The organism is Undibacterium paludis (assembly GCF_022568815.1).
Classification (GTDB): Bacteria; Pseudomonadota; Gammaproteobacteria; order Burkholderiales; family Burkholderiaceae_D; genus Undibacterium.
Genome location: NZ_JAKZHX010000005.1, coordinates 17,565 through 33,199, shown reverse-complemented (window position 1 = coordinate 33,199; position 15,635 = coordinate 17,565). Strand labels below are relative to the sequence as shown.

The 15,635-nt window shown below is 52.0% G+C and carries 16 protein-coding genes; 13 read left to right on the top strand and 3 right to left on the bottom strand.

Translation table 11 applies throughout. The annotated features are described in order from the left end of the window. Positions 1-64 precede the first annotated feature (64 nt). A complete protein-coding gene (locus LZ463_RS09940; RefSeq protein ID WP_241455477.1) occupies positions 65-745 on the bottom strand; it encodes a Bax inhibitor-1/YccA family protein in 681 nt (226 codons plus the stop codon). Between the two features lie 410 nt (positions 746-1,155). On the opposite strand from LZ463_RS09940, the gene LZ463_RS09935 reads away from it, so the two are divergent. From LZ463_RS09935 to LZ463_RS09890, 10 genes are all read left to right on the top strand, one after another. Beyond that, positions 1,156-2,580 (top strand): high affinity choline transporter 1, encoded by a 1,425-nt coding sequence (locus LZ463_RS09935; protein ID WP_241455476.1) that lies wholly within the window; start codon positions 1,156-1,158, stop codon positions 2,578-2,580. Positions 2,581-2,660: 80 nt separating this feature from the next. Continuing rightward, on the top strand, positions 2,661-2,990 hold the full coding sequence (locus tag LZ463_RS09930; protein ID WP_241455475.1) for an FmdB family zinc ribbon protein: 330 nt from the start codon (positions 2,661-2,663) through the stop codon (positions 2,988-2,990). 83 nt (positions 2,991-3,073) lie between these two features. Further along, complete coding sequence (locus LZ463_RS09925; protein WP_241455474.1) at positions 3,074-3,676, top strand: DUF502 domain-containing protein; 603 nt, start codon at positions 3,074-3,076, stop codon at positions 3,674-3,676. A gap of 61 nt (positions 3,677-3,737) precedes the next feature. Next, a complete protein-coding gene (gene aspS / locus LZ463_RS09920; protein ID WP_241455473.1) occupies positions 3,738-5,540 on the top strand; it encodes an aspartate--tRNA ligase in 1,803 nt (600 codons plus the stop codon). A gap of 43 nt (positions 5,541-5,583) precedes the next feature. Continuing rightward, positions 5,584-6,384, top strand: a complete 801-nt coding sequence (locus LZ463_RS09915) for a CsgG/HfaB family protein (protein ID WP_489686107.1) — start codon at positions 5,584-5,586, stop codon at positions 6,382-6,384. Positions 6,385-6,667: 283 nt separating this feature from the next. Then, positions 6,668-7,150, top strand: a complete 483-nt coding sequence (locus LZ463_RS09910) for a cache domain-containing protein (protein WP_241455471.1) — start codon at positions 6,668-6,670, stop codon at positions 7,148-7,150. Positions 7,151-7,339: 189 nt separating this feature from the next. Then, positions 7,340-7,789: a dihydroneopterin triphosphate diphosphatase gene (gene nudB, locus LZ463_RS09905; protein ID WP_241455470.1), complete on the top strand. Its 450-nt coding sequence runs from the start codon at positions 7,340-7,342 to the stop codon at positions 7,787-7,789. Positions 7,790-7,808: 19 nt separating this feature from the next. Further along, the gene (locus LZ463_RS09900) at positions 7,809-8,624 is read left to right on the top strand and encodes an endonuclease/exonuclease/phosphatase family protein (RefSeq protein ID WP_241455469.1); all 816 of its coding nucleotides are present in this window, start codon (positions 7,809-7,811) and stop codon (positions 8,622-8,624) included. Beyond that, positions 8,621-9,784, top strand: coding sequence for a phospholipase D-like domain-containing protein (locus tag LZ463_RS09895; RefSeq protein ID WP_241455468.1), 1,164 nt, complete (start codon positions 8,621-8,623; stop codon positions 9,782-9,784). Before LZ463_RS09900 ends, LZ463_RS09895 begins: the two co-directional genes overlap by 4 nt. Further along, positions 9,781-10,581 (top strand): DUF429 domain-containing protein, encoded by an 801-nt coding sequence (locus LZ463_RS09890; protein WP_241455467.1) that lies wholly within the window; start codon positions 9,781-9,783, stop codon positions 10,579-10,581. The genes LZ463_RS09895 and LZ463_RS09890 overlap by 4 nt, the downstream gene beginning before the upstream one ends. Here LZ463_RS09890 and LZ463_RS09885 read toward each other — a convergent pair. Both LZ463_RS09885 and LZ463_RS09880 read right to left on the bottom strand, forming a co-directional pair. Next, positions 10,530-11,468 (bottom strand): hypothetical protein, encoded by a 939-nt coding sequence (locus LZ463_RS09885; RefSeq protein WP_241455466.1) that lies wholly within the window; start codon positions 11,466-11,468, stop codon positions 10,530-10,532. The genes LZ463_RS09890 and LZ463_RS09885 overlap by 52 nt on opposite strands. A 116-nt stretch (positions 11,469-11,584) precedes the next feature. After that, complete coding sequence (locus LZ463_RS09880) at positions 11,585-12,223, bottom strand: TetR/AcrR family transcriptional regulator (protein ID WP_241455465.1); 639 nt, start codon at positions 12,221-12,223, stop codon at positions 11,585-11,587. A 315-nt stretch (positions 12,224-12,538) separates the two neighbouring features. Between LZ463_RS09880 and LZ463_RS09875 the strand changes: the two genes are divergently transcribed. The 3 genes from LZ463_RS09875 (at position 12,539) to LZ463_RS09865 (ending at position 15,616) form a co-directional block, all read left to right on the top strand. Further along, the gene (locus LZ463_RS09875) at positions 12,539-12,916 is read left to right on the top strand and encodes an RNA-binding S4 domain-containing protein (RefSeq protein ID WP_241455464.1); all 378 of its coding nucleotides are present in this window, start codon (positions 12,539-12,541) and stop codon (positions 12,914-12,916) included. Between the two features lie 240 nt (positions 12,917-13,156). After that, positions 13,157-13,759 carry a TetR/AcrR family transcriptional regulator gene (locus LZ463_RS09870; protein WP_241455733.1) on the top strand — a complete coding sequence of 201 codons (603 nt, stop codon included), beginning with the start codon at positions 13,157-13,159 and terminating at the stop codon, positions 13,757-13,759. Between the two features lie 66 nt (positions 13,760-13,825). Further along, positions 13,826-15,616 (top strand): acyl-CoA dehydrogenase C-terminal domain-containing protein, encoded by a 1,791-nt coding sequence (locus tag LZ463_RS09865; RefSeq protein WP_241455463.1) that lies wholly within the window; start codon positions 13,826-13,828, stop codon positions 15,614-15,616. Positions 15,617-15,635: the final 19 nt, after the last annotated feature.

Sequence of the window (15,635 nt, the reverse complement as noted above, 5' to 3'; positions counted from 1 at the left end):
GAAGTGTCGGATACAGCATAGATGACCAGCCTGCCGCAGGGCAGGCTGGTAGATGATGCAGAGTTTAGTCGCGGAAGTTCATGAAGATGCGCAGAACATACCAGAACATCAGGGCGACGGAAGCAAACAGCTCCAGTGCTGCACCGACATAGCGGTCTTCAGGGTAATGATGGATGACGTTGGAGGCGTCATACAGGATTGCCGCACCGGCAAAGGCTACCATGGCGACGCAAAAGAACAGGCCCAGCTGGAAACCGAAGATCATGCCGCAGGCGATCAGGATCAGGGCAACCAGGCCGCCCCATTTCAATACGCTGCCCAGGAAAGAAAAGTCTTTGCGTGATACATAGGCAACGCCGATCAGGCCTATGGTCGCCAATACAGTGACCAGGCCAGCGTTGGCAATCGCACCAGGAGCCACCTTGTTAGCGATGGAGAGGATGGGAATGAAAATTACTGCTTCTGCCAGGATGTAGGCACCCAGTGCCGCGTATTGCAGAGGCAGACTCTCAACCGTATGCGCAGCGCGTGATGCCAGCCAGCCGATCAGCATGAATGCGCCCAGGATCAGGAACCAGGGCAGATGACGCATGGCCTGTGCCATGACATCGGCGATGCCGGTCTTGAACAGGATGACTTCAACGGCGGTAAACGCCAGAATCGCGCCGCCCAGGTGATTAAAAGTCTTGCTGATAAAACGCTCGCGCGCCGGTCCGTAACCTTGGTGGGTGCTTGCCAGTTCCATGTATGTCCCTATCATAGATGTGCTACGCCAGCCTGAAACAACTGCGTAGTCTGGATTGATAACAAAGCTGCAAAATTTGCAAGCTGCGGCCGATTTTATATGAATCCTGCAGTTTGATGGTTATTATGTTTCAAAGTGTTTCAAATAATTGTAAATGTAATAAGTATTTGCTTTCCAATTTTGTGCAAGGAAGAGTGGTCTGCTGGAGTTGTCATGGGGTAATGTAGTGATTGCCAGTACATTTTGATACATAAGGCCAGATAGCGAGGTTTTTGCACAAATAAGCCTCATATCGAGCCAGATATTGCAGAAAATTGGCTGTCTCGTGATCGAACTTCGTGTAACTTACGTCTATAATGCCCGCAGCAAAAAAATGCGGGTTTTTTATTGACATCATTGCACGTCTTTCCATGAATACTCTTATCTGGTTCGTCATCCTGTATTGGGTTATTTCTGTTGGCATTGGTTTGTATGCCGCTCGTTACGTTAATAACTCCAAGGACTATGCCGTGGCAGGCCGTTCTCTGCCCATGTATGTGGTGACGGCAACCGTATTCGCCACCTGGTTTGGTTCGGAAACAGTGCTGGGTATTTCATCGACCTTCGTCAAGGAGGGGTTGAAAGGCGTGGTGGCTGATCCTTTTGGTTCTTCACTGTGCCTGATCTTTGTTGGCCTGTTCTTTGCGCGGCCTTTGTATCGCATGAATTTGCTGACGATTGGTGACTACTATCGCAACAAGTTTGGCCGTACCGCTGAAATTCTGGTGACCCTGTGTATCGTGGTGTCCTATCTTGGCTGGGTGGCTGCCCAGATCAAGGCGCTGGGCCTGGTGTTCAGTGTGGTGTCGGGCGGTTATATCTCCAATGATGTTGGCATGATGATCGGCGCCGGCAGCGTTCTGATCTATACCCTGATGGGCGGCATGTGGTCAGTCGCGATCACTGACTTTTTGCAAATGATCATCATCGTGGTCGGCATGCTCTATATTGGTTGGGAGGTGTCGGGCATGGTCGGTGGCGCCGGTGTGGTCATTGAACATGCCGCCAATGCCGGCAAACTGGAATTCTGGCCTCAGCCTACTGCCAAGGAATCGCTGTGGTTCTTTGCTGCCTGGATCACCATGATGCTGGGTTCCATACCGCAGCAGGACGTGTTCCAGCGCGTAGCTTCCTCCAAGAATGAAAAAATTGCCGGCAACGCATCGGTATTGGGCGGTGCCCTGTATTTCTGCTTTGCCTTCATCCCCATGTTCCTGGCGTATTCGGCAACCCTGATCGACCCCAAGATGGTCGAAAGCCTGATAGACAAAGACTCGCAACTGATCTTGCCGACGCTGATCATGACCAAGGTGCCCATGCTGGCCCAGGTCATGTTCTTTGGTGCTCTGCTGTCAGCCATCAAGAGCTGCGCCAGTGCTACTTTGCTGGCGCCATCAGTGACCTTTTCTGAAAATATCCTGAAACCCTTCTTCCCTAAACAAAGTGACAAGCAATTCCTGTTCATGATGCGTGCAGTCGTGCTGGTGTTCACTGCCATTATTACTCTTTTTGCAATGAATACAGCGTCCAGCATTTACAAGATGGTGGAAAACGCCTATAAGGTGACCCTGGTCGCTGCCTTTGTGCCGCTGGCTTTTGGTCTGTACTGGAAACGCGCGACGACCCAGGGCGGGCTGGCTTCTATCGTCCTGGGTATTGTTTCCTGGGTGAGTATGGAAATCGCGGCACCCGAAGGTTTGTGGCCACCGCAACTGGTTGGCGTCCTGATGAGTATGACAGGCATGATTCTGGGTTCTTTGCTGCCACAGTTCATTCGCAAGAAGACGCATGTTTGAGCCTGCTTTGACGCAATGCGCAAATTCTGATCAAAAACCTTTATAATTCAGGGTTTTACCAGTTTTTTAAGGGCGTAGCCATGCCGATTTATGCTTATCGCTGTGAAGAATGCGGTTTTGCCAAGGATGTATTGCAAAAGATTTCTGACGAGCCGTTGAGCGTTTGTCCGACCTGCGGCAAATCCTCGTTCAAGAAGCAAGTCACTGCTGCCGGTTTCCAGTTAAAAGGTTCCGGCTGGTATGTGACCGATTTCAGGGGGGGCTCTGGCGGTGCCGCGTCAACTGCACCTGCCGGCGATTCAGGCAGTTCTGCTCCTGCTGCCGAAACCAGCAGTGCTGCCCCGGCTGCACCTGCCGGGACGGCGCCAACGGCTTCAAGTGCGTCATCAGAAGGCAACAAAGCTGCCTGATACTTTGACACTTGGGCCATTGCACCTGGATAGTCTTGAACTTTCCCCTTTTTATCGGTTTATAGAAGAACGAAACGATCACCATGCGTAAATACTTTATTACCGGCTTGCTGATTTTAGTGCCCCTGGCGATTACGCTCTGGGTACTGCATGCTGTTATCAGTACCATGGATCAGTCTTTACTACTGTTGCCGGTAGAATGGCGGCCAGAAAAGCTGGTGGGCTTCAAGATTCTGGGTTTTGGTACCGTACTGACTTTGCTGATTGTTTTTGTAACAGGTTTACTGGCCCAGAACTTTATTGGCAATTACGTCATCAAAGCATGGGAAGCTCTGTTACAGCGCATTCCTATCGTCAGTTCCATCTATTCCAGTGTCAAGCAGGTATCGGACACCTTGTTTTCTTCTTCCGGCAATGCCTTTCGCAAAGCCGTGCTGATTGAATATCCGCGCCGTGATTGCTGGACCATTGGTTTTCTGACCGGCGTACCTGGTGGTGATGTGGTTAATCACCTTAAAGGTGATTTTGTCAGCGTATACGTGCCGACGACACCGAATCCGACCTCGGGCTTCTTTTTGATGATGCCCAAGGATCAGGCGATAGAACTGGATATGAGTGTTGATGCCGCACTCAAGTATATTGTTTCCATGGGCGTGGTGGCTCCCGAGCATCTCCCCACCAAATAAATGATGTGGTTATCCACCGCATCAAATCATTTTTAATTTTGAATACAGACAGGTAAGAATTATGTCCATGCGTACCCAATACTGCGGCCTCACTACTGAGGAATTACTCGGCCAAACCGTCAGCCTGTGCGGCTGGGTGCATCGTCGTCGCGATCACGGCGGCGTGATCTTCATCGACTTGCGCGACCGTGAAGGTCTGGTGCAGGTTGTTTGCGATCCTGACCGTGCCGACGTGTTCAAGGCTGCAGAAACAGTCCGTAATGAATTCTGCCTGCGCATTACCGGTCTGGTACGCAGCCGTCCGGAAGGTACTGGCAATAACAATCTGAAGTCCGGCAAGATCGAAGTGCTGGCGCATGAAGTGGAAGTGCTGAATCCTTCCATCACGCCACCGTTCCAGCTTGATGACGACAACCTGTCTGAAACCACACGCCTGACCCACCGCGTGCTGGACCTGCGTCGCCCACAGATGCAAAACAACCTGCGCCTGCGTTACAAGGTGGCGATGGAAGTGCGCAAGTTCCTTGATGCGAATGGCTTTATCGATATCGAAACACCAATGCTGACCAAGTCCACACCAGAAGGCGCGCGCGACTATCTGGTGCCATCCCGCGTCAATGCCGGTAACTTCTTCGCTTTGCCACAATCCCCGCAATTGTTCAAACAATTGCTGATGGTGGCCAACTTTGACCGTTACTACCAGATCACCAAATGTTTCCGCGATGAAGACTTGCGCGCTGACCGCCAGCCAGAATTCACCCAGATCGATTGCGAAACTTCTTTCATGAGCGAACAAGAGATTCGCGACATGTTCGAAGGCATGATACGCCTGGTCTTCAAGAACACCCTGGACATCGACCTGCCAAATCCTTTCCCTGTCATGGACTTCGCAGAAGCCATGGGCCTGTATGGTTCCGACAAGCCGGACATGCGCGTCAAGCTGCAATTCACAGAATTGACAGACGTGATGAAAGACGTGGACTTCAAGGTATTTGCCGGTGCAGCCAACATGGTCAATGGTCGCGTAGTCGGTTTGCGCGTACCTGGCGGTGCAGCCATGACACGTGCTGAGATTGATGCTTACACCCAGTTCGTCGGTATCTATGGCGCCAAAGGCCTGGCTTACATCAAAGTCAATGAAAAAGCACAAGGCCGTGACGGTCTGCAATCCCCTATCGTCAAGAACATCCACGACGCAGCCTTGACACAAATCCTGGAACGCACAGGCGCACAAGATGGCGACCTGATTTTCTTCGGTGCCGACAAAGCCAAAGTTGTCAACGACGCTATCGGCGCATTGCGCGTGAAAGTTGGTCATAGCGAATTCGGCAAGGCCAACGGCCTGTTTGAAGATGTCTGGAAACCATTGTGGGTCATCGACTTCCCGATGTTCGAGCACGATGAAGAAAACGACCGCTGGACTGCGACTCACCATCCATTCACTGCACCAAAAGACGGCCATGAAGACCTGATGGAAACTGATCCGGGCAAGTGTATCGCCAAGGCCTATGACATGGTCCTGAACGGTTGGGAACTGGGCGGTGGTTCTGTCCGTATCCACCGTGCTGATGTACAGAGCAAGGTCTTCCGTGCCTTGAAGATTGATGATGCAGAAGCACAATTGAAGTTTGGTTTCCTGCTCGACGCCCTGCAATATGGCGCGCCTCCACACGGTGGTCTGGCATTTGGTCTCGATCGTATCGTCACCATGATGACAGGTGCAGAATCCATCCGTGACGTGATCGCTTTCCCGAAAACCCAGCGTGCCCAATGTCTGTTGACACAGGCACCGTCTGAAGTCGATGAAAAGCAATTGCGTGAGTTGCACATCCGTTTGCGTGCAGCAGAGCCAAAACTGGCTTAATGTACTGATCTAAATTTTGTCACGGCGGGAAACAGGAATGAGAATGGTAATTCAGGCTGGTAACAAGAAAGCTTTGTTTCTATTATTAAGTGCCAGCTTGTTTCTCGCGGCATGTGGACAAAAGAAAACTGAACTGGGTGAGGGTTCGTCCGAAGTGACTGGCGCTGCCGGTCCCGCTGGTGCCAAGGGCGCCAGCAAAACGCTGGTGAAGTGTGATGCACCAGTGGCGACCCTTGCCCTGGTGGAAAACCCCAACGGCTATACCCAGATCAGTCAGTACAACCTGCCATCTTCACCGGTGCCCCTGATACGGTTGCTGGCCCAGCAAAGCGGCTGCTTTCGCGTGGTTGACCGTGCGTCTGGCTTGAAGGCGGTGATCAACGAGCAGGAGCTGAAAGACCAGGGCATCATCCGCAAGAACTCTACCGTTTCCAAAGGCAAGGGTTACGAAGCACAATACACCATGACACCGAGCCTGACTTTTTCTGAAAGCAAGGCTGGCGGCGGCATAGGTGCCATCATGGGCATGATCCCCATCCTGAAGAACTTTGTCGGTTATGCTGAAAAAGTCAGTTTCAAAGAAGCGCAAGTGGCCTTGCTGCTGACTGATAATGAAACCACCGAGCAGGTCGCAGCTTCAACAGGTTCGGCCAAATCCACCGACCTGGGCCTGGGCGGCCTGGCTTTCGGCGCCAATGGCGGTGGCTTTGGTGCCGGCTGGAGCAATACCAATGAAGCCAAGGTCATTGTTGCCGCATTCCTCGATGCGCACAACAAGCTGGTGCCGCAAGTACGGCAGTTGCAGGAAAAAGAACTGCCGCCTGCTGTGCCGGTGAAAAAATAAACCTGCCTCAGCGTTGCTATTTTGCTGGAAAGAAAAGCCTGCTTTGCAGGCTTTTTTGCATTTTGCTGCATCGCATGTATTGTTAAGACTTGCCGGTTTTGCTGACAGCCCGGTATTTAAACTCATTCCTTTGCGCTATATCTATGGCAATGCAAAAAAATCCTTCAATGTAAACTCTTGTTTCCTTCAATAGCATAGCCCTAAAAAGCTGCTATAAAGAAACAAGTGATAGCTATAGCGGCACTTATGATGATGGTAAGTATTTACTTGCAAGGAGATTTGAATGAAACGTTTTTCAGCTAAATTAATACCGATGATATTAAGTATGCTCGCCTATGCGCCGTTCGCACATGCGGCAGGTGAACATGGGACTGAAGCCGAGGCGCAGGACATGGTCAAAAAAGCTGTTGCGCTGGTCAAATCAGCCGGTGCAGAAAAAGCCTACAAAGCCTTCACTGATCATCCCGATGGCGCATTCAAGGAAAAAGACCTATACGTCTTTGTGTATGACTTTGAAGGCAATTGTCTGGCGCAAGGGGCGAATGCAAAAATGGTCGGCAAAAACCTCATGAGCATGAAGGATGTGGATGGCAATGCCTTCATCAAGGGCATGATAGACCTGGTGAAAACTTCATCCAAGGGTTGGTATGGTCCCTACAAGTTCAATAATCCTGCGACCCAGAGCTATGAGCTGAAGCGCTCCTATTGCGAGCGTGGCGCGGGGGACAGCATGGTCTGCGTAGGGACTTACTTCGAAAAGAAATAAGTCATACCGACAAGTCAGGCAAATATACTTCTGGCCAGCGTTGCCATGTCGTAGTGCCTTCCATGCACGGCATTCTGTTGAGACTAAGGCTCAAGGAATGCCGTTTTACCTCGCTGTATCAAATATGGACGTGCCAAAGGGGTTAGAATGGTGGTTTGGAAAACTCTGGATCATCCTTTTCGGCCTGGCATGTCAACGCATAAAATCCCTGAATCTGTACTGGTAGTTATTTACACTGCTGCACTGGATGTACTCTTGCTGGAGCGCGCTGACAAGCCGGGGTTCTGGCAATCTGTCACGGGATCGAAAGATACCGTCGATGAAGCGTGGCAGAGCACCGCCATCCGTGAAGTTGCCGAAGAAACCGGCATAGATGCCACACAGTTTGATTTGCAGGACTGGGGTCTGACCAATATCTATGAAATTTACCCGGTCTGGCGTCACCGTTATGCGCCGGGTGTCACGCAAAACACAGAACATGTATTTGGTCTGTGCGTCAGCACTGACGTGGCAGTCAGGCTGGCCGCGCGCGAACACTTGCAATATGCATGGCTGCCCTGGCAGGAAGCAGCGGACAAGTGCTTCTCCGCTTCGAATGCCGAAGCCATACTGCAACTACCAAAGCGGATCGAGGTTTAACGAGCTGAAGGGAGCCACCATGAAGCTGCGCATTGCCACCTACAATATCCACAAGGGCGTCAGTGCATTTGGCCGCAAGGCACGCATACATGGTATCAAGGAAGCGATAGACCTGCTTGATGCCGACCTGGTGTTTTTGCAGGAAGTGCAGGGACAACACGACCTGCATGCCGAAAACCATACCCTGTGGCCGCAGGAGGGGCAGCATGATTTCCTGGCCGGGCAATCCCATGAAGCCGTATATGGCATGAATGCCGTGTATGAACATGGCCATCATGGCAATGCCCTGCTGAGCCGCTATCCGATCGCTTCTTTCGTCAACCATGATGTGTCTGACCATGCCTATGAGCAGCGTGGCATATTGCATGCCATCGTACTCGTTGATCAGGTTCAGGTACATTGTTTCGTCATCCACCTGGGTCTGTTTGCTGCCAGCCGCCGTCGCCAGGTACAGGCCCTGATACACACCATCAAACGGGATTTGCCTGACAATGCGCCCCTGGTGATAGCCGGGGACTTCAATGACTGGAGCCAGCGTCTGAGCCAGACCCTGTACCAGGAGCTGGGTGTCATCGAAGCCTTTGATGTCGATGCCCAGCATGCGTCACCGCAGTTTTCTTTGAAAGGCATGCGTACCATATTGAGCAAGGCAAATGGACGCCATGCCCGTACCTTTCCTGCCGGTTTGCCCTGGTTGTGTCTGGACCGCGTATATCTGCGCGGCTTTAAGGTAGAAGAGGCCCATGTCTTGAAAGGTGCCCCCTGGTCCACTCTGTCTGATCATGTCCCGATTACAGCCAGCCTGGAATTGCTGCCCCAGACTAAAAGCCCATGAGCAAGCTGCATTTCATTGAAGGGAATGATGTCGAACTCCTGCATAGTGGTGCACAGTTTTTCCCTGCGCTGATCACAGCCATCAATCAGGCGCAACATGAAGTCTATCTGGAGTCATATATCTTTGCGGCCGACCAGACAGCACAAGCCGTGCAGGCGGCGCTGGTGCAGGCAGTAGCGCGCGGCGTGCAGGTCAGGGTAGTCATAGACTGGATAGGCAGTGACCGCCAGGCAGCACTGGCGCTCACACAACACTTTAATGATCAGGGAGTAGTCTGTCGCTGTTTTAATCCCTGGTTCAAGCGCGGCCTGGCGCGCACTCATAGAAAAATCTGTGTGGTTGACAGGCAGCTTGCCATCGTTGGTGGCCTGAATATCATCGACGATAGCATTGCTGACGATGGCTCTGGCCATATCCTGCCTTATCCGCGCTGGGATTTTGCCGTGACAGTTACTGGCCCCCTGGTTGCCTATATCCACCTCGAAGTGGAATCCCAATGGCGCAAACTGGGCAAGCTGGGTTTGCGTACCCGCCTGGAATTGATGAAGCACTTGCGTGCCGATGCCAAGGTCGCTGGCAGGCAAATCACGGCAGCGGCACTGGTGGTGCGTGATAATCTGCGTAACCGCACCACCATACAACGTGCGTATTTGCAGGCGCTGGGCATGGCAAGGTCACGTGCCATTCTGGTGACGCCTTACTTTGCGCCCGGCAGAAAATTCCGCCGTGCCCTGGTCTCTGCTGCCACCCGTGGCGTTGATGTAGTGCTTCTGCTTGGCGTTGGCCAGTTCGCGCTGCAGGATGCCGTATCGCAATCTTTTTACCCCAAATTGCTGACAGCAGGTGTGCGCATTGTTGAATACCGCAAGACGCAACTGCACGCCAAAGTCGCGGTCATTGATGAAGACTGGGCAACGGTAGGCTCCAGCAATTTTGATGGCCTCAGCCTGTTCGTCAACCATGAAGCGAATGTCGTTATCCGCGATAAAACCTTTGCCGCTAGCCTCGCGCATGAGCTGGAGCTGGGCATTGCCGATGGCACAGAAATCCTTGCAGAAGATGTGCACAAAAAAGCCTGGTACAAGCGCGCTTGGTATGGCACAGCTTATCTGATTTACCGCGGCCTTATGCGCATCGTCACCTTCGGACATTACGGATGAAATTGCACGGCGTGGATTTCACCTCGGCCCCATCACGCCGCAAAGGCATCACGATTGCCAGCGGCCAGATGCAGAGGGATGTGCTGCATCTGGAGTATCTGCAAACGCTCAGCGACTTCACCGCGTTTGACGACTGGCTCATGCAGCCCGGTCCCTGGATTGCAGGTTTTGATTTGCCATTTTCGCTGCCGCGTGAACTGGTAGAACACCTGCAATGGCCAAGCAACTGGCCAGACCTGATGCGTCATCTGCAAATACAGACACGCGCCGAACTGCGCCTGCAATTCAAGGCATTTTGCGATGCGCGTGAAGTCGGTAATAAATTCGCCCATCGGGCCACCGATGGCCCGGCAGGTTCATCACCTTCCATGAAATGGGTAAATCCACCCGTCGCCTACATGTTGCACGCAGGAGCCCCGCGCCTGCTGGATGCCGGCGTCAGTATTCCCGGCATCTACCACGGCGACCCGCAACGCATTGCCCTCGAAGCCTACCCCGGCATGGTGGCCCGCAGCATCACCAAAGCTTCGTATAAAAGCGATGACAAGAGCAAGCAAACACCAGAACGCAGGCAGGCCCGCGAGCTGATCGTCGCCGCTTTGGAAGCGGGGATCACACTCTGGAAAGTCAAGCTGGATGTAGGAAGCTACAAAACAGAACTCCTGGAAGACGGCAGCGCCGATCTGCTCGATGCAGTGCTATGCATGCTGCTGGCTGCCTGGGCCTGGCAGAGAAGGGACCAGAACTATGGTTTGCCAGAATTTGATGCACTGGAAGGCTGGATAGTTGGCGCTTGAGTGAATTCCTGTTTTTCCATTTTTAATTCCAGGATATACGAAGCAATAGCATAAGCAAGTACCGCATACACTGCCAGTCTGGGATCAAAGACTGCCAGCGCAAGTGCAGCGCAGACGCAGCCTGCTGCCCGGTACAGGGAATCTTCTCTTCTTACTTTTGCCTGTAAGGCTGATGCCATCGCTGCTACAGCCAGTATGATGGCGCTGTAAAAACACCAGTCCATAAAATGTCCCGGATTGATGTCAAAGACAGATGCTGCAAATGCTTCTTCGGCGAAATTTCCTTGTTTATATAAAAAGCTGAACAAACTGGAGAAATTAAAACTAGTGGGCGGCAATGAATTCAAATAATTTGTTGAGCAAATGATGAGCAGGGCTAGTGCAGCTTTGAACAGTGAAAATAAACCCCAGGCGCTGGGCTGTCTGCTTATCCATGTGAGACAAGCGGGGTATTTGTTTTTCTCTGCTGGCGATAACAGGTTTTTCAGACTCATGAACATGCCCAGGCTGGTGAGCAGCATGAAAGCCAGATACGCCAGGCTCTGCGTTGAGTGCCTGGCGTACTGGAATTTTTCTTGACCATGCAGCACGCCCAGCGTCAGTGCGGCGATGGCTGCAACTATAAATCCTGCGTATCTGTTTTTCTGCGGCTTGTGCACCAGCCTCGCCCAGATATGCAGCAAAGGTGTGCACAATGCATAGGAACCCAGCAGCAAGAACAGCATGAACAAGAACTGCATGCCAAATGCACCCAGACTCAGTCCCCGGCCATAAAGGCATGTCGCCACAGCCGCAAGCAACCAGGTAAGCGGCGCAAACATGGGGGCCAGCACATAGGCTGGGAAGGGGATTTGCTGTGCCCTGCTATCGCGGCGGTCAGTCGGCATCGTTTTTCAGTAATTTCCACAAGAATTCACTATATGCGTTCGCTAGTGGGAATTTACAGTGCCGATTTTATCGTCATCAATCACCTGCTTCTGAAAAGTTTCGCATTTTAAGCCCGCTAATTCGCCCGTGTAGCTTCCTTGATGCCCTCAGTGATAAAGCGCAGCAAGAACGGTGCGGCGAGGTCAGCCTGGCGCGCCGGGCACAAACCGTCAGACAGGCGCTCTATGCGGGTATCGACTACGTGATGCAGCAGGGCACCAAGGGCGAATTGATAGCTCCAGTAAACACTCTCGGCATTGGCATGGGGCAGGGCATCATGCAGGGCGGCGATGAATTCGCGGGCCATGGGATCATAGTATTCGCGTGTGATGCGGTCACTGGCTTCGTGCTGGTCGATGACGCCACGCATGACCATGCGGGAAAAATTGGCGCCATCGCTTCTTTCATTGAGCTTCAATACCGGCAGCACAAAGGCGGCGACGATGGCTTCCAGCGCCGTGTCCGGAGCGCTATGTGTGCGGGCGTGACGCAAGCCGTTCAGGCGTTCGGCGATGTAGCTGCTGTGATGCTCATAGATGGCGTGATACAACTCGTTCTTGGCGCCAAAATAATAGCCGATCAGGGCTATCGGCACACCAGCCTCGTGGGCGATGTCGCGGATGGAGACACCCTCGTAACTTTGAGCAGCAAAACATTTCTCTGCAGCAATGAGGATGGCCCGTTTTTTTCCACTTAGTTCTTCAACAGAGCTCATGAGCTGATCCGACCAAATTGGTAAGTATGCAAAAATACAAGGCTTTGCCGAATTGTACGGTCGTTCAGTTTATTGTCTATGCGCACTGCAACATGACTGAGCAAGGGATAATGGAGTGTTGCATGCACAAACATTGGGCAAAAATGCCTTGTATTTGACTGACAGCTGCCATACATTGCTTCAAAATAGAATGAACGTATTTTTCGGGGGACGTGATCCGGTCAGTCAGCGCAAATGACCAGGCCTTGTCATCAAGACGTTAGTTCCGCGAATTATCCTGCGAATTATTTTGAATCAAGGCTAGTAAAGAACAGCATGAGTGAATCCACACGTATCGATAAATGGCTGTGGGCAGCCAGGTTTTTTAAAACCCGCAGTCTGGCGACCAATGCCATAGAGCTGGGCCGTGTCTTGCAGAACGAGCAGCGTGTCAAACCTGCGCACAGTGTCAAAGTAGGGGATGTGATAGAAGTGCAGCAGGCAGAACAGGTCTGGCAGGTCAGGGTTTTGCGCATATTGGAAATGCGCGGCCCGGCAACACTGGCCCAGACCATGTATGAAGAAACGCTGGCAAGCGCAGAAAAGCGGGCCAAGGCAGCAGAAGACAGGAAGTATTTCCGCGAACCAACGGCGCAATTGCAAGGCAGACCCACCAAGCGCGACCGTCGGCAACTCGACCAGACTCGTAGTTAAGGTCGGCCAGAAAACAAAAAAACGAGACGGCAGGAGGTAAAACATAATAGATACTCTCCTCTAAAGACGGAATCTGGTTTGACTTTTCATGCGCTGTGCATAATAGTACGAGCGTTCGATAAATTCATTTGTTTGCATCACTTTTTGCTTCATTTATTGGGTATCACTGGTAAGTAAGACTGCGGCAGACATGAATCTTCTCAACACAATCAAAGTAATATGAATATGACATCAAAATTCATGCGTAAGGGAGAATTGACCCGCGCCGCCATTCTGGATGTAGCCCTGGACGCTGCCAGCCGCGATGGCATTGAAGGGCTGACCATCGGTTTGCTGGCCGACAAGATGAACATGAGCAAGTCTGGTGTGTTCGCTCATTTCGGTTCGCGTGAAGATTTACAGATCGAAGTGCTGAAGCTGTACCACCATCATTTCGAGCAAGAGGTGTTTTATCCAAGCATGAAAGAAGAACGCGGCCTGCCGCGTTTGCAATCCATGTTTGCGTTATGGGTCAAGCGCGTCACGGTAGAGATTGCATCTGGCTGTATCTACATCAGTGGTGCAGCTGAATACGATGACAGGGCAGGGCCGATCAGGGACGAGCTGGTCGGTATGGTCCATGCATGGCAAGGTGCCTTGCACCGTGCAGCAGCACAGGCAATACAGCTGGGCCATCTGCGTAGCGATGTCGAACCTGAACAGATTGTGTATGAAATGTATGGCCTGATTCTGGCACTGCACCATGATGCGCGTTTCTTGCGCAAGCCTGGCAGCGTGGAGCGGGCCGAAGCCGGATTTGAACGAATGATCGAGTATTACGCGCCAGTGAAAGAGACTGTTTGAAACCACTGCCGCTTTAAAATTTTGTATCCACATTTACCGTTATAACTTTGCCGTCAGGAGAAAATCATGGGTCAATATATCGCTCCATTGCGTGACATGCAGTTCGTGTTGCATGAACTGTTGAATGTAGAAGAAGAATTGAAACAGCTGCCCAAGCATGCTGATGTTGATGGCGACATCATCAACCAGATTCTGGAAGAAGGCGGCAAATTCACTGCCAATGTATTGTTTCCGCTGAATCACTCCGGTGACCGCGAAGGCTGCCACCACGACAAGACCAACCACACTGTTACGACACCAAAAGGCTTTAAAGAAGCCTACAAGCAGTATGTAGAAGCAGGCTGGCCTGCATTGTCCTGCGACCCTGAATTTGGTGGCCAGGGCTTGCCACTGGTGATCAACAATTCTTTCTACGAAATGTTGAACTCGGCCAACCAGGCCTGGACCATGTACCCAGGCTTGTCCCATGGCGCCTATGAATGTATCCATGAACACGGCACGCCAGAACAAAAAGCCCTGTACCTGCCCAAACTGATTTCCGGCGACTGGACAGGTACCATGTGCCTGACCGAGCCACACTGCGGTACTGACCTCGGCATGCTGCGTTCCAAGGCAGAGCCACAGGCAGACGGCAGCTACAAAATCACTGGCGCAAAGATCTTTATCTCTGCCGGTGAACATGATATGTCGCATAACATCGTCCATCTGGTGCTGGCACGCCTGCCAGGCGCACCGGAAGGCTCCAAAGGCATTTCCCTGTTCATCGTTCCTAAATTTTTGCCGAATGCGGATGGCAGCAATGGTGAGCGCAATCCTATTTTCTGCGGCGCGATCGAAGAAAAAATGGGTATCCACGGCAATTCCACCTGCCAGATGAATCTGGACGGCGCGACAGGCTGGCTCATCGGCGGCCCGCACAAGGGTTTGAATGCGATGTTCGTCTTCATGAATGCCGCACGCCTGGGCGTGGGTATGCAAGGCCTCGGCTTGACAGAAGTTGCTTACCAGAATGCATTGGTCTACGCCAAAGACCGTATCCAGATGCGCAGCCTGTCTGGCCCTAAAGCACCGGACAAACCAGCTGACCCTATCATTGTCCACGCTGACGTACGCCGCATGCTGCTGACAGCCAAAGCCTATGCTGAAGGCGCACGTGCATTCTGCTCTTACGTTGCCCTGCAACTGGATAAAGAACTGAACCACCCTGATGAACAGGTGCGTAAAGATTGCGCTGACGAAGTCGCCCTGCTGACACCTGTCATCAAAGCCTTCATCACTGACAATGCCTGGACCGCGACTTCTGAATGTCTGCAAGTCTATGGTGGTCACGGCTTCATCGCTGAATGGGGCATGGAGCAATATGTACGCGATGCCCGTATCAACATGATCTATGAAGGCACCAACACAGTGCAATCGCTGGATTTGTTGGGTCGTAAGATCCTGATGGACAATGGTGCAAAACTGCGCAAGTTCGGTGCCAAGGTACAGGCTTTTGTTGAAGCCAATGGCACGAATGAAGCACTGTCCGAATTCATCACGCCTTTGGCAGAACTCGGCGACAAGGTTACCAAGCTGACCATGGAAATCGGCATGAAAGCCTTCCAGAATCCAGATGAAGTCGGCGCTGCTGCCGTACCTTACCTGCGCGTGGTTGGTCATATGGTGTACAGCTACTTCTTTGCGCAAATGGCAAAGATCGCTCTTGAAAAACAAGGTTCAGGTGATAAATTCTATGTCTCCAAACTGGCAACTGCACGTTTCTATTTTGCCCGTCTGTATCCGGAAACAGCAATGCTGATTCGCCAGGCACGCTCTGGTTCCGCCAATCTGCTGGCACTCGAAGCTGACTTGTTCTGATCAAACATGCGCCCCTTCC